This window comes from [Empedobacter] haloabium (assembly GCA_008011715.2).
Lineage (GTDB): Bacteria > Pseudomonadota > Gammaproteobacteria > Burkholderiales > Burkholderiaceae_D > Rugamonas > Rugamonas haloabia.
The window spans coordinates 564,047-584,023 of the sequence record CP136508.1 but is presented as its reverse complement, the minus strand read 5'-3'; the positions used below and the strand labels follow the sequence as shown (position 1 = coordinate 584,023).

Below are 19,977 nucleotides of genomic sequence, written 5' to 3'. Positions count from 1 at the left end.
GTTGACCATTTATCGCCTGCCCGATGTCTGCAGCCCTTTCTTACCGTCCCCATATCGACGGCCTGCGCGCCGTCGCCGTCCTTGCCGTCCTGGTCTATCACATCTTTCCAGGCAAGCTGGCGGGTGGCTTCACCGGCGTCGACGTCTTCTTCGTCATTTCCGGCTACCTGATCTCCCGCATCATCCTCGACGGCCTCGCACGCGGCACGTTCCGCTTCGCCGACTTTTATGCTCGCCGCGTACGCCGCATCTTTCCCGCGCTTTGCCTGGTGCTGGCGACGGGACTGGTATTGGGATGGGTGGCCCTGCTGCCGGACGAATTCGCCCAGCTGGCGCGCCACACCGTGTCCGGCGCGGGCTTCGTGCAGAACTTCCGGCTGTGGAGCGAGGCGGGCTACTTCGACAACGCCAGCGAACAAAAGCCCCTGCTGCACCTGTGGTCCCTGGCGATCGAGGAGCAGTTCTACCTGATATACCCGGTGGTGCTGTGGGCCGCCTGGCGGCGGCGTTGGCGCCCCACCGTGGTGATCGCCGTGCTGGCGACGCTGTCGTTCGCGGCGAACCTGCTGACCGTGCGGACCGATCCCGTGGCCGCGTTCTTCCTGCCGCATACGCGCATGTGGGGACTGCTGGCGGGGGCATTGCTGGCCGCCTTACAAGCAGAAGCCCGTCATGAGGCGCGTGCCGGCTGGCACGCCGAAGCGCTGACGCTGGCGGGCCTGGCGGGTCTCGCCGGCGCCCTGGTCGCGCTGAGCGACGGCCATGGCTACCCAGGCTGGAGGGAGCAGCTGCCAGTGGGCGCTACCGTCCTGCTGATTTACGCCGGCGGCGCGGCACGGCTGGGCCGCCTGCTGGCGAATGCACCGATGGTCTGGATCGGCAAGATCAGTTATCCGCTCTATCTCTGGCATTGGCTGCTGCTGGCGTTCTGCCGGATCGTCGACGGGGCGCCGGCGCGCGAGCGCAATGCGGTCTTCGTTCTCAGCTTCGTGCTGGCGTGGCTGACGTGGCGCCTGCTGGAAACGCCGCTGCGCCACGGTGGCCGGCCCACCGCCAAGGGGTGGGGCCTGGCCACCGCGATGGCGCTGGTCGCGCTGACGGCGACGTGGCAGCCGCCGCAGGACGGCGCCCTGTTCGCGAGCATCGAACGGGCCCGCGCCTTGAACAAGTTCGACTACCCCGACAAGATGAGCTGCCGCTGGCTGACCGGCGTGGACACGGCGGAAGACTGGTGCAACGACGGCAACGCGCCCGGGCAGGCGCCGACTGTGGCACTGCTCGGCGACAGCTTCGCCAATGTGTACGCGGGAACGTTGCTGGAATATGCGACGCGGCGGCAGCCGCCCGGCTTTGTGTTCCGGCAGGTCGCGCGCGGCGAATGTCCGCCACTGGCCGATTACGGCCTGCCGCATTGCCGCGAACTGGTACGCGCGCAAGCCGCTTATGTGGCGCGCACGCCGTCGATCCGTACAGTCGTGCTGGCGGCCCACTGGCCCGGCTATGCGCGTGGCAAGGATTATGCGGTGCTGCACGAGAACGCGGCGCGCTTCGATGCGGCTGTCCGTGACACGGTGGAACGGTACCAGCGGCTGGGCCGGCAGGTCGTGGTTTTCCTGGCCCCGCCCACGGGAGCCAATCCGCGCGGCTGTATTCCGCGCCCGCTGCACTTCAACGATAAATACGTTTGCCAGCGCACGGCCGAAGATGCGCGGCGCAGCGATGGCGATTACCGTGCCGGCTTGCTGCCATGGCTGGCCCAGCGCAACGTGGCGGTATTTGATCCGTTCCCGCTGCTGTGCGACGCACGCCAATGCAAGGTCATGGAGCGCGAAATGATCCTGTATGCCGACGACATGCACCTGTCCGGCTACGGTGCGCGCTGGCTGGCGCGGCGTGCCGGCGGGGCGCTGGACGCGCTGCTGGCGCCCAGGTAGACAACGAGACGCCCGGCCAGGCCGGGCCGCCGGGCATCAGCGCCGCGTCGTCAGCGTGCCGGGAAGGCTGTGCAGGTAGGCGGCGATGTCGCGGATGTCCTGGTTCGACAGCGGCTTGACCTGGCCCGTCATGATCGCGTTGTTGCGGCCATTGGCGCCGTCGGCGCGCTTGTAGGCGACCAGTGCGTGCTCCAGGTAGTCGCGGTGCTGGCCCGCCAGTTTCGGATAGCTGGGATCGATCGGCGAGTTGTAGTCCTTGCCGTGGCAGGTGGCGCAGGCATATTTCTCGGCCAGCGCCTTGCCGGCATCGACGTTGCCGCCGGCCTGGGCGGCGAAGGAAAAGGCGGACAGCAGCAGGGCAACGGTGAGTTTGGTCATGGTCGCTCCTTATTTCTGCTGCGCGTAGAAGGCGGCGATGTCGGCGATGTCCTGGTCGGACAGGCTGACGGCGATGCCCTTCATCGATGGATGCTTGCGATCGCCCTTCTGGTAGCCCTTCAGCGCGTTCTCGATGTACTTCGCATTCTGGCCCCCGATCTTCGGCACCTGGAACACCTCGGGGAATGTGGCCTTGTAGCCGGGGATGCCGTGGCAGCCGATACACATTTCGATCTTGTTGCGGGCCGCCGAGGCGTTGCCGACGATGTCGGCCGCCATGGCGGCGTTGGCCGCGCCGGCCAGCACGAGAAGTGCGAAGAGTTTTGTCATGGGTGGCTAGATGAATCAAAAAAAGGTAATCGGAGGGGACTCATGCCGGCGCACCGCTGCCGCTGTCTCCCGGTCCCCCTTGCTGCTTACACAAATACTTGACTTTCATACTACCAATCATTGATTCTAACCTAGCTGTTTCGGGTCGTCCACAAAGTTGCCGGAGCGCCCCAAACGGCGCCGCGAGGCCCGCCAAATCGCCCTATACTTGACGTTTTTCCGCCACCTGGAAGTTCACTTTATGCATCCCAACAACAAAGCCAAGCGCTTCGAAGGCTCCGACAACTATGTCGCCACCAACGATCTGAAACTGGCGGTCAACGCCGCCCTGACCTTGCAGCGCCCGCTGTTGATCAAGGGTGAGCCGGGCACCGGCAAGACGATGCTGGCGGAGGAAGTGGCGGCCGCGCTGGACCGCCCGCTGCTGCAGTGGCACATCAAGTCGACCACCAAGGCGCAGCAGGGCCTGTACGAATACGACGCCGTGTCGCGCCTGCGCGACTCCCAGCTGGGCGACGAGCGCGTGCGCGACATCCACAACTACATCGTCAAGGGCGTGCTGTGGCAGGCCTTCACGGCGCCGGAGCCGGTCGTGCTGCTGATCGACGAGATCGACAAGGCCGACATCGAATTCCCCAACGACCTGCTGCGCGAACTGGACCGGATGGAGTTCTACGTCTACGAGACGCGCGAAATGGTCACGGCCAAACATCGCCCGCTCGTCATCATCACGTCCAACAACGAAAAGGAGCTGCCGGACGCCTTCCTGCGCCGCTGCTTCTTCCACTACATCCAGTTCCCGGACAAGGACACGATGGAAGCCATCGTCAAGGTGCACTACCCGCAGCTCAAGCAAGAGCTGCTGGCACAGGCGCTGCAGACGTTCTACGAAGTGCGCAACGTCTCGGGCCTGAAGAAGAAGCCGTCCACGTCCGAGTTCCTCGACTGGCTGAAACTGCTGATGGCCGAGGACATCCCGCCGGAAGCGCTGCGCAGCCAGGACACGAAATCGATCGTGCCGCCGCTGCACGGCGCCCTCCTGAAGAACGAGCAGGACGTGCACCTGTTCGAACGCCTCGTCTACATGGCACGCACCAACCGATGAACGACGTCGTTCCCATCACGCTGGCGGCGAATGGCGTGCGGCTCGAGCCGCTCGAGCCGCGCCACGAGGCCGGCCTGCGCGCGGCCGCCTGCGACGGCCAGCTGTGGCAGCTGCGCGTCACCTCCGTGCCGGAGCCGGACAACGTGGCGGCCTACATCGCCGCCGGGCTGGAAATGCGGCCTGGCCGCCTGGCTTTCGCCGTGATCGACGCGGCCAGCGAGACCGTCATCGGCACCACCAGCTACCACGACATCGTGCCGGCACTGGACCGCCTGGAGATCGGCTACACCTGGTATGCGCGGAGCCGCCAGCGCAGCCACGTCAACACCACCTGCAAGCGCCTGCTGCTGGCACACGCGTTCGACACGCTGGGCTGCGCCGTGGTGGGCTTCCGGACCGATAACTTCAACCATGCGTCGCAGCGCGCCATCGAGCGCCTGGGCGCGAAACGCGATGGCGTGCTGCGCCACCACGCGCGCCGGCGCGACGGCACGGTGCGCGACACCGTCATCTACAGCATCGTGCGGGGCGAATGGCCGGAAGTGCGCGCCCAGCTCGACTACCTGCTCGCGAAGGAACGGCCATGCTGATCGACTTCTTCTTCACCTTGAAGGACGCGAAGATCCCCGTCACCATCAAGGAGTTCCTGACCTTGCTGGAGGCCATGCAGCAGAACGTCATCGACCAGTCGCTCGACGATTTCTACTACCTGGCCCGCCTGACCCTGGTGAAGGACGAAGCGCATTTCGACAAGTTCGACCGCGCCTTCGCCCAGTACTTCAAGGGCATCAATGGCGCCTTCGAAGCGAATGCGTCGATTCCGCTGGACTGGCTGGTGCAGCGCATGCAGCGCGAACTGACCGACGAGCAGAAGGCCGCGCTGGAAAAATTCGGCTACGACAAGCTGATGGAACGCCTGCAGGAACTGCTGAAGGAGCAGAAGGAACGCCACGAAGGCGGCAGCAAGTGGATCGGTACGGGCGGCACCTCGCCGTTCGGCAATGGCGGCACCAATCCCGAGGGCGTCCGCATCGGCGGCAAAGGCGGCAACCGCACGGCGGTGAAGGTGTGGGACCAGCGCACCTACAAGGACTACGATGCCGAACGCGAACTGGGCACGCGCAACATCAAGGTGGCGCTGCGCCGGCTGCGCCGCTTCGCGCGCGAAGGCGCGGCCGAGGAACTGGCCCTGGACCAGACCATCCGCGCCACCGCCAACAACGCCGGCTACCTGGACATCAAGATGCAGCCGGAGCGCCGCAACAACGTCAAGGTGCTGATGCTGTTCGACGTGGGCGGCACGATGGACGACCACATCGAACGCACGGAGGAACTGTTCTCGGCCGCCAAGACGGAGTTCAAGAACATGGAGTTCTACTATTTCCACAACTGCGTCTACGACTACCTGTGGAAGAACAACCGCCGCCGCAACGCCGAGCGCTTCCCCACCTGGGACGTGCTGCGCAAGTACAAGCCGGACACCAAGCTGATCTTCGTCGGCGACGCCACCATGAGCCCCTACGAGATCCTGCAGCCGGGCGGCTCGGTCGAGTACAACAACGAAGAGGCAGGCGCCGAATGGCTGGCCCGCTTCACGCACGCGTTCCCCAAGTTCGTCTGGCTCAACCCCGAGCCGGAAGGGCTGTGGCAATACCGCCAGTCGATCGCCGTGATCCGCCAGCTGATGAACAATCGCATGTTCCCCATCACCCTGGACGGCTTGGAACGGGCGATGCGGACGCTGACCAAGTAGAGCGCCGCGGAACCGGCCGCCGACGGTCCGGGAGCCGCGCAGGAGCACCGCGAGCGACGATGATTCTCCTATTGATTGTGTTACCATAGTAGAATTTTTGTTGCTCAATGTTAAATGCGGTTCTCTTATCTTGATGGCTTGCGCGGCATGGCCGCGCTCTTCGTGCTGGCGTTGCACTGGAACTTTCTGTTCAAGCTGTCGTTCAGCAAAAGCTACCTGGCGGTCGATCTGTTCTTCATGCTGAGCGGCTTCGTGCTCGCCCACGCCTATGAAGCCAAGCTCCGCTCCGGAGCGATGACGCCGGACGCCTTCATGCGCAACCGCCTGACCCGCTTGTATCCGTTGTATGCGCTGTCGGTACTGGTAGCGACCGGGCTGCAGGCCGCCCGGTCGCTGACCGGTACGCATGGTGGCCCGGCAGTGGGCGAATGGATGGTCGCCGGTGTATTCGCCCTGAGCTTCCTGCCCTGGGCCGTCGCCGGCGCATCCGCGCTGTTCGCCATGAACGTGTGTTATTGGTCCTTGTCGCAGGAAGTGCTGGTGAACCTGATTTACGGGTATGCCTGCCGCGCGGCTGGCAAGGCAGCGGTGCCGGCCGTCGTGTGCGTGACCGGCGTCGCCCTGGTCGCTCTGGCCGTCTCCACTGGAAGCCTCGATCACGGTTATCAGTTCAATACCGTGTCGCTGGTTGGCGGCTGCACCCGCGCGTTTTTCGGCATCGGCATGGGGATGCTGCTGTACCGGCATCGTGACCGCCTGCGCGGCATCGGCCGCCTGCTCCCGGCGTGGTGCGCGTTTCCGCTGGTGGCCATGGTTTTCGTGGCGCCGCCGATGCCGCATGGCTGGCTGTTCGACCTTGCCAGTGTCTTGATCGTGTTGCCGCTGGCAACCGTCGTGGCGGCGGCAAGCGAGCCGACGAGTGCCTGGCAGCTGCGTACCATGCACGCGCTGGGCAACAGCAGCTATCCGCTGTATCTGCTGCACGTGCCGTTTGCCACCGTCGCCTACAAGGTGGCCAGTACCGTGCCAGGTTGGGAGCGCTCCGCCGCCACGGTGATGGCGGGCCTGCTGTTCCTGCTGTGCCTGCAGCTCGACAAGCGCTTCGACGTGCCGGTGCGCGCATGGCTGCGGACGCGCGGTCCAAGGCTGCCGGCACTGCAGGTGCCATGACGCGCGCGGCCCGGCGCTGAACGGAAACGGGTCAGCGTTTTTACGCTGTATTGACGGACCGGGCGATACTCTTTACGCCCAGGTTACGGCTGGCTCGCTATCGTGGAACCCTCTCAACCACGATAGCCAACCATGTCAACGCTTACCACCGTTCCCGCCGCCACCCGGCTGATGCTCATCACGGTCGATGCCGACCGCGTCACCGAATTGCGCCGCCTCGTCGCGCGCGCCTGCGGCAGCCGCCTGTCCTTCATGCGCATGCAGCCCATCGATCACGCCAGCCGGATGCAGGTCTGGCTGCGCGTGACCGAACCGGGCGTTCAGCGCGTCATCGACGCCGTCACGCGCGCCCTCCCCGCCGCGCAGCTCGGCCGCGTGGTGCCGGCATGATCGTCACCGTCGTCAGCGAGGGAACCGGCGCGGCCAAGCTCGCGCTGGCCGAGCACCTGGCCGCGCTGCGCGGGCTGGCCGGGCGCAAGGTGCTGTTGATGGACGCGGATTCCCATCCCCACGCGAGAGCGTGCGGCGGCGGCGCGCTGCCCGTCGCGGTGCGCGCCGTGTGCGGCAAGAGCGTGCAGGCGGAGCTGGACAACCTGGGCCAGCGCTTCCAGGACATCGTCGTCGATGCGGACGGCCGCGATTCGCTGGGCAGCCGTGCCGCCCTGATCGCGGCCAGGGTCGTCGTGATTCCGGCCGGCGACCTGCATGGCGACGTGACACGCGCGGCCCGGCTGGCCGAACGCATCGGCAATGCGCGGCTGTTCAATCCCGGCCTGCGTGTCGTCATCGTGCCGGACCAGGTGCCGGGGGCCGAACGCATCCGCACCACGGCGGCTCTGCAACGCACGCTGCCAGGAGCGGCGCTGGCCAGCCATCCCGGCGTGCTGTACGCCACCGTCTTCGGCAGCTGAGCCATCCCGCACGCGACGGCCAGCGGCCGCCGCACACCGCGTCAGAACACTTTCGACACCGTCAGCAACAGCGCATCGCGCCCCGTGAACTTGCCGTTCGCCGGAGACGCGTACGCCCCCTTGTCGGCATTGGTGCCGACATACGCCAGCGCCACTGTCGCGGCACCCAGGTCCTTCGTCACCCCCACTTTCCAGTCGGTATAACTCGATGCCGCATGGCGGCGCACGCGCTGGCGGCCAGCGTGCAGGTTCAACGTCCAGCCGGCCCCCAGCTCGCGGTTCAGGGCGGCGTCGAGGTAGCCGCTGTGGCGGCTGTCCGCAAAGCCGAACAGGTTGGTGAGCGCGTGCGAATACTTCAGCGTGGCCGGGCCGTGTCCCAGCTGGACGTACAGTTCCAGCGTGTCGGCATTCGGCTGCAAACCGTTGGACGGGTAGGCATAAGCCAGCACACCGGCGTCGTAGGTCACGCCCTGCGCCAGGGTGCCGCGCTTGCCCGCGTACAGGTCGACCTCGGCGCCACCGTCGCCGCCCGCGTCGCGGGTCCAGCGGATCGTCGAGGCCCACGCGCCGGCATAGACGCCGCTGGCACTGTCGGCCCAGTCCACGCCGCCCTGCAGGGCCGGGCGCAGCCGGGTTTGCGAGATGCCGCGGTAGCGGTAGTCGGAGGTGGCGGCAACGTTGTACGAGACCGCGCTGTCCTGCGCGTAGCTGTTGGCAATCAGCAGGGACGTGACGACGCCTGAAATCAATCGTTTCATATTCACTTTCGAAGTTGAGAGAAGGGCCGGAATCGGCCCCGGGATTGCGCTAGCCCGCCAGCAGCAGCCGGTAACCCACCGCCGTTTCGGTCAGCAGGTGCACGGGCTGGGCGGGATCGCGCTCCAGCTTCTGGCGCAGGTGGCCCATGTAGATGCGCAGGTAGTGGCCGTTTTCGGCGTTCGACGGCCCCCACACCTCGCGCAGCAGCTGGGGATTGGTGACGACGCGGTTGGCATTGTTGACCAGCACCGCGAGCAGGCGGTATTCGGTGGGCGTCAGGTGCACCATCTGCCCGCCCCGCGTGACCAGGCGCGCCTGCAGGTCCACGCGCACGTCGCCGAACTGCACGGCGCCGAACGCATCCTGCTCCGGGACGCGGCGGCGGCGGCGCAACGCACGCACTCGGGCCAGCAGCTCGCCCACGCCGAACGGCTTGGTGAGATAGTCGTCCGCGCCGGCGTCCAGTGCGCGGATCTTGTCCTCCTCCGACACCCTGGCCGACAGCACGATCACGGGAACGGGCGACCAGCTGCGCAGATCGGCGATCAGGTCGACACCGTCACCGTCCGGCAGGCCCAGGTCGAGGATGACGAGGTCGGGCCGGCGCGTACCGGCATCGATCAGGCCGCGCTGCATCGTCGCCGACTCCTGCACGTGCCAGCCCTCCTCTTCCAGCGCCAGGCGGACGAAGCGGCGGATCTGCGGTTCGTCCTCGACCAGCAGCGCGGTGGGTGTCGTTACATCATTCATCGGGTTCCTCCGGCAGCGCGGGCGCGCTGCCCAGCGGCAGCATGAACACCAGCGCCGCGCCGCCCTGCGGCGCCCGGCGCGCGGCGATGGTACCGCCATGCGCCTGCACGATCGCGCGGCAGATCGCCAGCCCCAGCCCCACGCCGGGCTTGGCCGACTCGCGCTCGCCGCGCGTGAATTTCTCGAAAATCGCTTCCTCCTGGCCGGCCGGCAGGCCCGGTCCGTCGTCCGCGACCGTGACTTCCAGCCGGCCCTCGTGCGCCAGCGCGCCCAGCGTGATCGTGCTGCCGGCAGGCGTGTATTTGGCCGCGTTCTCCAGCAGGTTGACGAGCACGCGCTCGATCAGCACCGCATCGTAGCGCACCAGCGGCAGGCCGGCGGGCAGCTGCGTCACGACCCGGTGGCCGGCCAGTTGCGCGCGGCAGGCACGCAGCGCGCTGCCCACGGTTTCCTCCAGCGCCTGCCATTGCAGGTTCAGGTGCACAGCGCCGCTCTCGATACGGGCCATGTCCAGCAGGTTCGCCACCAGGGCACTCATGCGCAGCGTCTCGTCGCGCAGCGCATGGGCCAATTCCAGCTGCACCGGCGACAGCGGCGACAGCGCCAGCGACTCGGCCAGGCCCACCAGCGACGTCAGCGGCGTGCGCAGGTCGTGCGACAGCGCCGCCAGCAGCGAATTGCGCAGCCGCTCGGATTCCATCTGCACCAGCGCGCCCTGGGCCACGTCGATATAGTGCACCCGCTCCAGCGCGATGGCGGCCAGTGCCGCGAACGTGTCGAGCTGGCGCCGCTGTTCCGGAATCAGCAGCCAGCGCTGCTCGCGCGGCTCCAGCGCCAGCACGCCGCGCGTGCGCATCGGCGCCACCAGCGGCAGGTAGAACAGCGGCGCGGCGGGCAAGGTCCCGGTGCCGCTGCCGGCCGGCTCGGCGTGGTCGAACGCCCATTGCGCGATGCTCGGGTCGGGCCGGTGTCCGGGTCCGGCCGCCGCCGGGGTTTCCAGTTGCCCCTGGGCGTCGGGCAGCAGCAGCGTGACGTGGGCGTGGAACGCCTGCGCCAGCGTGCGTTGCGTGATCTCGCAGACCTGCTCCGTCTGCAGCACGCCCGTCAGCTCGCGCGCATACTCATACAAGGCGCGCGCCCGTTCCTCGCGATGCGATGCCACCCGCGCCTGGAAGCGCAACCCGGCCGTCAGGTGGCTGGCGATCAGGCCCACGAGCAGCATCACGCCAAACGTGATCAGGTACTGGAAATCGCTGACGGCAAACGAGAACGTGGGTTGCACGAACAAATAGTCGAATGCCGCCACGCCGACAAAGCTGGACAGGACGGCCGGGCCGCGGCCCAGCCGCACGGCCACCAGCAGCACGGCCAGCAGGAACAGCATCGCGATATTGGTGATCTCCAGAATCCCGGCCAGCGGCCAGCCGGCCAGCGCGACGAAGCCGCTGGCGGCGGCGGCCAGCAGGTAGCGCCGCCAGCCGGCCGGCGCCGGGTCGTCGCGCACCTCGGCGCCCTGGCCGGACCGGGGCGGTGCCGCGAGGGCGTCCGTGCCGGTTTCCACGATATCCAGCGCCGGCGCGGCGGCCGCGATGCGGCGCAGGTGCGGCGTGCGCCACGGCCAGGTGCGCGTCGCGCGACCCAGCACCGCTTTACCGATGTTCTGTGCCAGCGCGTAGCGGGCAATGGCAGCGCCGATATCGTCGCCGGCCAGTACCGCGGTCGTCGCGCCCAGCTCCTGCGCCAGCTTCAAGGTCTGCAGGATGCGTTCACGCCGCGCCGCCGGCAGCCGCTGCAACGCCGGCGTCTCGACATAGACGGCATGCCAATGGGCGTTCAGCTGGCCGGCCAGCCGTGCCGCGCTGCGCACGACATGCTCCCCGCCCGGCCGCGGCCCCACGCAGGCCAGCAACGCCACGCCCGTCTTCCACAACGGGCTGATCGACTTTTCCACGCGATAGGCCTGCACGTCGTCGCCGATGCGTTCGGCCGTGCGGCGCAGCGCCAGCTCGCGCAGGGCGATCAGGTTCCCCTTGCGGAAGAAGTTGCGAGCCGCATGCTCGGCCTGCCCGCCCTGGTACACCTGGCCGCGCCGCAGGCGCGCCAGCAGCTCGTCGGCCGGCACGTCCACCAGCACCACCTCGTCGGCGCGGTCGAACATCGTGTCCGGCAGCGTCTCCGCCACGCGCACGCCGGTGATGCCGCCCACCACGTCGTTCAGGCTCTCCAGGTGCTGCACGTTGACCGTCGTGAAGACGTCGATGCCAGCGTCCAGCAGCTCCTCGACGTCCTGCCAGCGCTTCGGATGGCGCGCCCCCGGCGCGTTCGAATGGGCCAGTTCGTCCACCAGCAGCAGCGCCGGCCGCCGCGCCAGCGCGCCATCGAGGTCGAACTCCGGCAGCGCCTTGCCGCGCCACGCCACGTCCTTCCTGGGCAGCACCTCCAGCCCGTCCAGCAGGGCTGCCGTGTCGGCGCGGCCGTGCGTCTCGACGATGCCTACCAGCGGCCGCGTGCCCTCGGCCTGCAGCTTGCGTGCGGCCGCCAGCATCGCGCAGGTCTTGCCGACGCCGGCGGAAGCGCCCAGATAGATGCGCAGCCGGCCACGTGCCGCCCGGCCAGCGCCGGCCTGCACCTGCGCGAGCAGGATATCCGGATCGGGGCGCTGGCGTTCGTCGGGCATCATGGGCGCAGTGTAGCGGATCGGTGGCAAATCAGTGCGCGTCCAGCGCGAGGTTCAGCGCCAGCACGTTGACGCGCGGCTCGCCCAGGAAACCGAACAGCGGCCGTTCCGCATGACGCGCCACCAGTGCCCGCACCCGGGCCGGCTCCAGGCCGCGTGCACGGGCCACACGCGTCACCTGGTACTCCGCGGCGGCCAGGCTGATGTCGGGATCGAGACCGCTGGCCGATGCCGTCACCAGGTCCACCGGCACCGGCGCCGTGTTGTCCGGATCGGCATCGCGCAGCGCCGCGATGCGGTCCCTGACGGCACTCGTCAGCGCGGGGTTCAGCGGGCCCTGGTTCGAGCCGCCCGAGCCGGCACCGTTGTACGGCATCGGCGCGGTGGCGGACGGCCGGCCCCAGAAATAGCGCGGCGCCGTGAACGACTGGCCGATCAGGCGCGAGCCGACGACCTGGCCATCCTGCACGACCAGGCTGCCGTTGGCCTGCGCCGGGAATAGCGCCTGGCCGATGGCGGTGACGGCCAGCGGATAGACGATGCCGCAGGCGAGCGTCAGGGCGGCGAAGATGACGAGGGTGGGACGGATCATTGCAATCATGACGAAACTCCTTGAACCAGGTGCAGCGCGACCAGCGCCATGTCGATCAGCTTGATGCCGATAAAGGGCAGCACGAGGCCGCCGAGGCCATAGACCAGCAGGTTCCGGCGCAGCAGCACACTGGCGCCGACGGGCCGGTAGCGCACGCCCTTCAGCGCCAGCGGAATCAGGAACACGATGATCAGCGCGTTGAAGATCACCGCGGCCATGATGGCGGAGTCGGCGCTGCCCAGGCGCATCACGTCCAGGCTTTTCAGCTGCGGATAGGTGCCGACGAAAGCGGCGGGAATGATCGCGAAGTACTTCGCCACGTCGTTGGCGATCGAGAACGTCGTCAGCGCGCCACGCGTCATCAGCATCTGCTTGCCGATCTCCACGATCTCGAGCAGCTTGGTGGGGTTGGAATCCAGGTCCACCATATTGCCGGCCTCCTTGGCCGCCTGGGTGCCGCTGTTCATCGCTACCGCCACGTCGGCCTGGGCCAGCGCGGGGGCGTCGTTGGTGCCGTCACCCGTCATCGCCACCAGGCGGCCTTCGGCCTGCTGGCTGCGGATCAACTTCAGCTTGTCCTCGGGCGTGGCCTCGGCCAGGAAATCGTCGACGCCCGCCTCGGCGGCGATCGCCGCGGCCGTCAGCCGGTTATCGCCCGTGATCATCACCGTACGGATGCCCATCCGGCGCAGCTCGGCGAAGCGGGCGCGGATGCCCGCCTTGACGATGTCCTTGAGCTCGACCACGCCCAGTACCCGGCCGTCGTCCACCACGACCAGCGGCGTGCTGCCGCGCCGCGCCACGTCGTCCACGGCGCGCGCCACCTCGGCCGGATAGCGGCCGCCCTGTGCCTCGACGTGGCGGCGGATCGTGTCGGCGGCGCCCTTGCGGATGGCGCGCGTGCCGATGTCGGCACCGCTCATGCGCGTCTGCGCGGTAAACGCCACGAACGCCATTCCCGCCGTTGCCGTGTCGCGCTCGTGCAGGTCGAAGCGCTGCCGCGCCAGCACCACGATGCTGCGCCCTTCCGGCGTCTCGTCCGCCAGCGATGCCAGCCGCGCCGCCCGCGCCAGCTGCTCCTCGCTGACGCCCGGCGCCGGCAGGAAGGCGGCAGCCTGGCGGTTGCCGTGCGTGATCGTGCCGGTCTTGTCGAGCAGCAGCACATCGACGTCGCCGGCCGCCTCCACCGCGCGGCCGGACGTGGCGATGACGTTGGCCCCCATCATCCGGCTCATGCCAGCGACGCCGATCGCCGACAGCAGGCCGCCGATCGTCGTCGGGATCAGGCAGACCAGGAGCGCCACCAGCACCGTGACGGTGACGGGCGTGCCGCTGCCGGCGGCCCGCACTGCGAACAGCGAGAACGGCAGCAACGTCACCGTGACGACCAGGAACACGATCGTCAGCGCCACCAGCAGGATCGTCAGGGCGATCTCGTTGGGCGTCTTCTGCCGTTGCGCTCCCTCGACCATCGAGATCATGCGGTCGATGAACGCTTCGCCGGGGTTGACCGCAACGCGCACGACCAGCCAGTCGGACAGCACGCGCGTGCCGCCGGTGACGGCCGAGAAGTCGCCGCCGGATTCGCGGATCACGGGCGCGGATTCGCCGGTGATGGCGCTTTCGTCGACCGAAGCGACGCCCTCGATCACGTCGCCGTCCGCCGGGATCACGTCGCCCGCCTCGACCAGCACCGTCATGCCCTTGCGCAGGTCGGTGGCCGGCACCGGCAGCCAGGTGGTGCCATGGCGCGGTGTGGCGAGCTTCTTGGCCATCACGGTGGACTTCAGTGCCCGCAGCGACGCCGCCTGTGCCTTGCTGCGGCCTTCGGCCAGCGCCTCGGCGAAATTCGCGAACAGCACCGTGAACCACAGCCAGACGGCGATCGCGGCAATGAAGCCGGCGTCGGCTTCCACCGCGCCGCCCAGGGCCTCCACGGCCAGCAGCGTGGTCAGGATGCTGCCGGCGTAGACGACGAACATGACAGGGCTGCGCAGCTGCACGCGCGGGTGCAGCTTGCGCAGTGCCTCCAGCAACGCCGGCCCCACCAGCTTGCGGTCGAATAGTGTCAGCGTCTTGCGTGACATGGTTTACCTCTTATTGGAAAAGTTGCAGGTGTTCGATGACCGGGCCGAGAGCCAAAGCGGGCACGTAGTTCAACACGCCGACCAGCAGCACGACGCCGATCAGCAGCAGCACGAACAGCGGGCCGTGGGTAGGCATCGTGCCGCTGCTGGCAGGCAGGCGCTGACGCGCGGCCAGCGCGCCCGCGATGGCCAGCACCGGCACGATCACGGCGAAACGCCCGAACCACATCGCCAGCGCGAGCAGCGTGTTGTAGAACGGCGTGTTGGCGGACAAGCCGGCAAAAGCGCTGCCGTTGTTGTTCGCGGCCGAGCTGAACGCGTACAGGATCTCGGAAAAGCCGTGCGCGCCCGGGTTGGCGACGCCGCCGGCGCCGGCCGGCACGCTGGCGGCGATGGCCGTCCCCGCCAGCACCAGCACGGGCGTGACGAGGATCGCCAGCGCCAGCATCTTCACCTCGTACGGGCCGATCTTCTTGCCCAGGTACTCCGGCGTGCGGCCGATCATCAGGCCGGCGATGAAGACCGCCAGCAGTGCGAACACCAGCATGCCGTACAGGCCCGAGCCGACGCCACCGAAGATCACCTCGCCGAACTGCATCAGCAGCAGGGGCACCGCGCCACCCAGTGGCATCAGCGAATCGTGCATCGCGTTGACGGCGCCGCAGGAGGCGGCCGTGGTGACGGCGGCAAACAGGCTCGATGCCGCGATGCCGAAGCGGGTCTCCTTGCCTTCCATGTTGCCGCCGGCCTGCAGGGCGCCGGCCGCCTGGTCGACGCCCAGCGCCGCCAGGGCGGGATGGGCCTGCTGTTCGGCTGCCGCCAGCGCGCAGGCCGCCAGCACGAAGACGAGCGTCATCGCGGCCAGCACGGCCCAGCCCTGGCGGATGTCGCCGACCATGCGGCCGAACGCCAGGCACAACGCGGCCGGAATCACGAAGATCGCCAGCATCTGCGCGAAGTTGGCCAGCGCGGTCGGATTTTCGTAGGGATGGGCCGAGTTGGCGTTGAAAAAGCCGCCGCCATTGGTGCCCAGCAGCTTGATCGCCTCCTGCGACGCGACGGGCCCCATGGGCAGGACCTGAGTCGTCGCCGTCACGGCGGCGGCGCCCGGCAGCTGGTACGTCACCGGCTCGCGCGACGTCACCGCATGGTCGGGGTCGAAGTTCTGGATCACGCCCTGCCCCATCAGGAACACCGCCAGCAGCAGCGACAGCGGCAGCAGCACGTAGAGTGTCGCGCGCGTCACGTCGATCCAGAAGTTGCCGATCGTCGTGGCCGAGCGGGCGGCGAAGCCGCGCACCAGCGCGAACACGACGGCGATCCCGGTCGCGGCGGAGAAGAAGTTCTGGCCCGCCAGCGCGACCATTTGCGTGAAATGGCTCATCGTCTGCTCGCCCGCGTAGCCCTGCCAGTTGGTGTTGGCCACGAAACTGACGGCCGTGTTGAACGACGAATCGGCGGCAACGGCGGCCAGCCGCTGCGGATTGAACGGCAGCCAGTACTGCAGCCGCTGGATCGAATAGACAAACACGGTGCCGAACCCATTGAACGCCAACAGGGCCAGTGCATAACCGCGCCAGCCCATGCCCTCGTCAGCGTCGATACCGGCCAGCCGGTACAGGCCGCGTTCGGCACGGGCCGCCAGGTCGCTACCGGTCGGCGGCCGGGTGGTGTCGGCCACCCGGGCCAGCCAGGCCGACAGCGGCCATGCCAGTGCCAGCAGGGTGAGCAGGAAGACGCCCAGGAGGGTCAGGAACGCGGCGCTCACAGGGCCTCCGCGCGCACCAGCGCCACCACCAGATACACCAGCAGGCCCGCGGCGACGCAGGCGGCGGCAATGTCAGCCGCGCTCATAGCTGCCTCCCCAGCCTGGCGCAGCCCAGCACCAGCGCCCCGACCAACCCGACGCACAGCGCGATCAGGCCGAGAAATACGATGTCCACGGAAACCTCCGAACAGTGTTGAGATGCACGAAAGGTTATCGGCCGGCGCCTAAAAACGGGGTAAACAGTCGGGACGTCGCCGTAAACGTTCTGTAAACACGGCGGCTATGTCCGACATTCACAAAGCTAATAATATAGTTGCAATATTTATTTCCAAAAAAGAATTACATTTTCTCTTTTCTTTTTGATTATTTGGCGCTAGCATCGCGGCACATCTGTTCCGCCTTTTCTTATCTCATGCGATTTTCCTACCTTGACGGGATACGCGGCATGGCCGCGTTGTTCGTGCTCGCCCGTCACTGGGACGAGCTGTTCCGCTTCCATTTCCAGCAGAGCCACCTTGCTGTCGACTTGTTCTTCATGCTGAGCGGCTTCGTGATCGCGCACGCCTATGACGACAAGCTCGGCAGCGGCAGGATGGGCCCTGGCGAGTTCATGCGTTTGCGCTTCGCCCGGCTGTATCCGGTCTATGCATTGTCCGTCGTGATTTGCGGCGCCTATTTCATTGTCGGTACCGTTGCCCGCGCCGAGCCGAATCTGGTCGTGCTGGAATGGCTGCTTGCCATCGCGCTCGCCTTATGTTTCCTGCCATATAGTGTCAACGGTTCACCAGCGATGTATTCCGTTAATATATGTTTCTGGTCCCTGGCTCTGGAAATGCTGGTCAACGTGTTATATGCCTACACGCGGCAGCACATCGGCAAGCGCCTGCTGACCGTCGTGGTAGGCGTCGCGGGGGTGCTGCTGATCGTTGTGGCGCTCGCTACCAACACGCTCGGTCATGGCTACCTGCGCGGCTGGCTCTCCTTCTTCGGCGGCTTCCTGCGCGCCGTCTTCGGCATCGGTCTTGGCTTGCTGCTGTACCGTCACCGCACGCGGTTGCAGCGCTGGACCTGGAACCTGCCGGCGTGGTTCAGTTTCCCCCTGCTTGCCGTCCTGATGGTCACGCCGAGTCCGCCCGGCTACGGCTGGCTCGTGCACCTGGTGGCCGTGTTCGTCGTGCTGCCGTTCGCGATCATCGTGGCCGCCAGCGAGGAACCCACGCGCGCCTGGCATGCAAGGGTCCTGGAAGTATTGGGCGTGGCAAGCTATCCGCTGTACCTGATGCACGTACCGTTCGGCCATATCGTGCGCAAAAGCGCCGCCTTCGTGCATGGCTGGGAACGGCCGCTGGCGGCGGCGATGACGGTACTGTTGTTCTACCTGTGCCTCCAGCTGGACAAGCGCTTCGACGCGCCCGTGCGCACGTGGCTGCGCATGCGCCTGCGCGGCGGCGGTGCGGTCCGCGCCGTTTCCCTGGGCTGACAAGTTCCTCTCGCCGCCGGCGCGTCCAGCCGCTGGCGGCAGTCCTGCCTCCTCCCCCGGCCCCCCCGCCAGCGGTCGCGCCATAAAATGCTGGATGTTTGTACAGCATTTAGCGACAATAGCAGTCTTGTCCGTTGCGCCATCAAGGTTTTTTTCGGTCACGCGGTCCCGCCGGGACTCCTTGCCGACACCTCGTTGCATATAGAATGCGCAGGCATCCGCCCATGGCATGCCGCGGGCTCCCAATTCAAGAATTGCAATATTTACAGTATGGCCACTAAAAAACCCGTTTCCGACTACAGCGAATCATCGATCCGCGTCCTGAAAGGACTGGAGCCCGTCAAGCAGCGTCCGGGCATGTACACCCGCACGGAAAATCCGCTGCACATCATCCAGGAAGTGATCGACAACGCCTCCGACGAAGCCTTGGGCGGCCATTGCAAGAACATCGTCGTCACGCAGAATGCGGATGGCAGCATCACCGTCGAGGATGACGGCCGCGGCATCCCGGTCGGCCTGCATCCGGAAGAAAACGTGCCGACCGTGGAAATCGTGTTCACGCGCCTGCACGCCGGCGGCAAGTTCGACAAGGGCTCGGGCGGCGCCTATGCGTTCTCCGGCGGCCTGCATGGCGTCGGCGTTTCCGTCACCAACGCGCTGTCGAAACGGCTCGAGATCAACGTCTGGCGCAAGGACGACAAGGGCAACGGCTACCACACGATCGCCTTCGAGAACGGCGACCTGGTGCAGCCACTGACGTCGCAGCCGGCGCCGAAGGACGGCAAGAAGTCCGGCACGCGCGTCACCGCCTGGCCGGATGCGAAGTATTTCGACTCGCCGCTGATCTCGCAGGTCGAGCTGCAACGCCTGCTGCGCTCGAAAGCCGTGCTGCTGCCGGGCGTTTCCGTCACGCTGAAGAATGCCAAGACGGGCGACAGCCAGACCTGGCAATACAACGACGGCCTGCGCGGCTACCTGACCGAAGCGCTGGCGCAGTCGGGCAACGGCGAGACGGTCGTGCCGATGTTCGAGGGCGAGCAGTTCGCCGGCCCGGACGCGGAAGGCTTCGCCGAGGGCGAAGGCGCCTCGTGGGTGGTGGCATGGACCGAGGAAGGCGCCATCATGCGCGAATCCTACGTCAACCTGATCCCCACCCCGAACGGCGGCACCCATGAATCGGGCCTGCGCGAAGGCCTGTTCGGCGCGATGAAGAACTTCGTCGAGCTGCACTCGCTGCTGCCGAAAGGCGTCAAGCTGCTGCCCGAGGACGTGTTCGCGCGCGCCTCGTTCGTGCTGTCGGCGAAAGTGCTGGACCCGCAGTTCCAGGGCCAGATCAAGGAGCGCCTGAACTCGCGCGACGCGGTGCGCCTGGTCGCCACCTATTCGAAGCCGGCGCTGGAGCTGTGGCTGAACCAGCACATCGACTGGGGCAAGAAGCTGGCCGAACTGGTCATCAAGCAGGCCCAGTCGCGCCTGCGCTCGGCGCAGAAGGTCGAGAAGAAGAAGTCCTCCGGCGTGGCCGTCCTGCCGGGCAAGCTGACGGACTGCGAATCGTCGGACGTGTCGCGCACCGAGCTGTTCCTGGTCGAGGGCGACTCGGCGGGCGGCTCGGCCAAGATGGGCCGCGACAAGGAATTCCAGGCCATCCTGCCGCTGCGCGGCAAGGTGCTGAACTCGTGGGAGACGGACCGCGACCGCCTGTTCGCCAACAACGAGATCCACGACATTGCCGTGGCCATCGGCGTCGACCCGCACAGCGTGACGGACACGCCGGACCTCTCGGGTCTACGCTACGGCAAGATCTGCATCCTGTCGGACGCGGACGTGGACGGCTCGCACATCCAGGTGCTGCTCCTGACCCTGTTCTTCCGCCACTTCCCGGCGCTGATCCAGCACGGCCACATCTGCATCGCCCGTCCGCCGCTGTACCGCGTGGACGCGCCGGCGCGCGGCAAGAAGCCGATCCAGAAGCTGTACGCGCTGGACGACGGCGAGCTGACCGCGATCGAGGACAAGCTGCGCAAGGACGGCCTGAAGGACGGCAGCTGGTCGATCTCCCGCTTCAAGGGCCTGGGCGAGATGAACGCCGAGCAGCTGTGGGAAACCACGATGAACCCGGACACGCGGCGCCTGCTGCCTGTGTCGCTGGGCGACTTCCAGCACACCGAGGCCGCGGCCCGCTTCAATATGTTGATGGGCAAGGGCGAAGCCGCCGCGCGCCGGGCCTGGATCGAAGAGCACGGCAACGAAGTGGAAGCGGATATTTAATCGAGATACGTAATC

General features: G+C 67.2%; 18 protein-coding genes. 9 read left to right on the top strand and 9 right to left on the bottom strand.

Translation table 11 applies throughout. The features are described 5' to 3' along the window. Window positions 1–23 precede the first annotated feature (23 nt). Entirely contained in the window at window positions 24–1,934 is a 1,911-nt protein-coding gene (locus tag E7V67_002570) for an acyltransferase family protein (GenBank protein ID WUR14010.1), read from the top strand. A gap of 36 nt (window positions 1,935–1,970) precedes the next feature. On the opposite strand, the gene E7V67_002565 is transcribed toward E7V67_002570, so the two are convergent. Both E7V67_002565 and E7V67_002560 read right to left on the bottom strand, forming a co-directional pair. After that, on the bottom strand, window positions 1,971–2,312 hold the full coding sequence (locus E7V67_002565) for a cytochrome c (protein ID WUR14009.1): 342 nt from the start codon (window positions 2,310–2,312) through the stop codon (window positions 1,971–1,973). A 9-nt stretch (window positions 2,313–2,321) separates the two neighbouring features. Then, window positions 2,322–2,642 carry a cytochrome c gene (locus tag E7V67_002560; protein WUR14008.1) on the bottom strand — a complete coding sequence of 107 codons (321 nt, stop codon included), beginning with the start codon at window positions 2,640–2,642 and terminating at the stop codon, window positions 2,322–2,324. Window positions 2,643–2,883: 241 nt separating this feature from the next. Between E7V67_002560 and E7V67_002555 the strand changes: the two genes are divergently transcribed. The 6 genes from E7V67_002555 to E7V67_002530 all read left to right on the top strand — a co-directional run bounded on the left by E7V67_002555 (window position 2,884) and on the right by E7V67_002530 (window position 7,581). Further along, the gene (locus tag E7V67_002555) at window positions 2,884–3,747 is read left to right on the top strand and encodes a MoxR family ATPase (protein ID WUR14007.1); all 864 of its coding nucleotides are present in this window, start codon (window positions 2,884–2,886) and stop codon (window positions 3,745–3,747) included. Further along, the gene (locus tag E7V67_002550; GenBank protein WUR14006.1) at window positions 3,744–4,337 is read left to right on the top strand and encodes a GNAT family protein; all 594 of its coding nucleotides are present in this window, start codon (window positions 3,744–3,746) and stop codon (window positions 4,335–4,337) included. Before E7V67_002555 ends, E7V67_002550 begins: the two co-directional genes overlap by 4 nt. Continuing rightward, window positions 4,331–5,500, top strand: a complete 1,170-nt coding sequence (locus E7V67_002545; protein WUR14005.1) for a hypothetical protein — start codon at window positions 4,331–4,333, stop codon at window positions 5,498–5,500. The genes E7V67_002550 and E7V67_002545 overlap by 7 nt, the downstream gene beginning before the upstream one ends. Window positions 5,501–5,614: 114 nt before the next feature. Beyond that, entirely contained in the window at window positions 5,615–6,670 is a 1,056-nt protein-coding gene (locus E7V67_002540; GenBank protein WUR14004.1) for an acyltransferase, read from the top strand. A gap of 132 nt (window positions 6,671–6,802) precedes the next feature. Then, entirely contained in the window at window positions 6,803–7,060 is a 258-nt protein-coding gene (locus tag E7V67_002535; GenBank protein ID WUR14003.1) for a hypothetical protein, read from the top strand. Then, the gene (locus E7V67_002530; GenBank protein WUR14002.1) at window positions 7,057–7,581 is read left to right on the top strand and encodes a cobyrinic acid ac-diamide synthase; all 525 of its coding nucleotides are present in this window, start codon (window positions 7,057–7,059) and stop codon (window positions 7,579–7,581) included. Before E7V67_002535 ends, E7V67_002530 begins: the two co-directional genes overlap by 4 nt. A gap of 41 nt (window positions 7,582–7,622) precedes the next feature. Here E7V67_002530 and E7V67_002525 read toward each other — a convergent pair whose 3' ends face one another. Genes E7V67_002525 through E7V67_002495 form a run of 7 tightly spaced genes read right to left on the bottom strand, consistent with a single transcriptional unit; the run spans window position 7,623 to window position 16,300 of the window. Further along, complete coding sequence (locus E7V67_002525; protein ID WUR14001.1) at window positions 7,623–8,339, bottom strand: TorF family putative porin; 717 nt, start codon at window positions 8,337–8,339, stop codon at window positions 7,623–7,625. Between the two features lie 49 nt (window positions 8,340–8,388). Beyond that, on the bottom strand, window positions 8,389–9,090 hold the full coding sequence (kdpE, locus tag E7V67_002520; protein WUR14000.1) for a two-component system response regulator KdpE: 702 nt from the start codon (window positions 9,088–9,090) through the stop codon (window positions 8,389–8,391). Next, the gene (locus E7V67_002515; GenBank protein WUR13999.1) at window positions 9,083–11,770 is read right to left on the bottom strand and encodes a DUF4118 domain-containing protein; all 2,688 of its coding nucleotides are present in this window, start codon (window positions 11,768–11,770) and stop codon (window positions 9,083–9,085) included. The genes kdpE and E7V67_002515 overlap by 8 nt, the downstream gene beginning before the upstream one ends. A 28-nt stretch (window positions 11,771–11,798) precedes the next feature. Then, window positions 11,799–12,368, bottom strand: coding sequence for a potassium-transporting ATPase subunit KdpC (gene kdpC / locus E7V67_002510; protein WUR13998.1), 570 nt, complete (start codon window positions 12,366–12,368; stop codon window positions 11,799–11,801). Continuing rightward, entirely contained in the window at window positions 12,365–14,446 is a 2,082-nt protein-coding gene (gene kdpB / locus E7V67_002505) for a potassium-transporting ATPase subunit KdpB (GenBank protein WUR13997.1), read from the bottom strand. The genes kdpC and kdpB overlap by 4 nt, the downstream gene beginning before the upstream one ends. Window positions 14,447–14,456: 10 nt before the next feature. Continuing rightward, complete coding sequence (gene kdpA / locus E7V67_002500) at window positions 14,457–16,214, bottom strand: potassium-transporting ATPase subunit KdpA (protein WUR13996.1); 1,758 nt, start codon at window positions 16,212–16,214, stop codon at window positions 14,457–14,459. Then, window positions 16,211–16,300: a potassium-transporting ATPase subunit F gene (locus E7V67_002495; protein ID WUR13995.1), complete on the bottom strand. Its 90-nt coding sequence runs from the start codon at window positions 16,298–16,300 to the stop codon at window positions 16,211–16,213. Before E7V67_002495 ends, kdpA begins: the two co-directional genes overlap by 4 nt. Window positions 16,301–16,626: 326 nt before the next feature. Here E7V67_002495 and E7V67_002490 point away from each other — a divergent pair, with 326 nt between their 5' ends. Then, the gene (locus E7V67_002490; GenBank protein ID WUR16214.1) at window positions 16,627–17,694 is read left to right on the top strand and encodes an acyltransferase; all 1,068 of its coding nucleotides are present in this window, start codon (window positions 16,627–16,629) and stop codon (window positions 17,692–17,694) included. Between the two features lie 270 nt (window positions 17,695–17,964). Next, window positions 17,965–19,962, top strand: a complete 1,998-nt coding sequence (locus tag E7V67_002485; protein WUR13994.1) for a DNA topoisomerase IV subunit B — start codon at window positions 17,965–17,967, stop codon at window positions 19,960–19,962. Window positions 19,963–19,977: the final 15 nt, after the last annotated feature.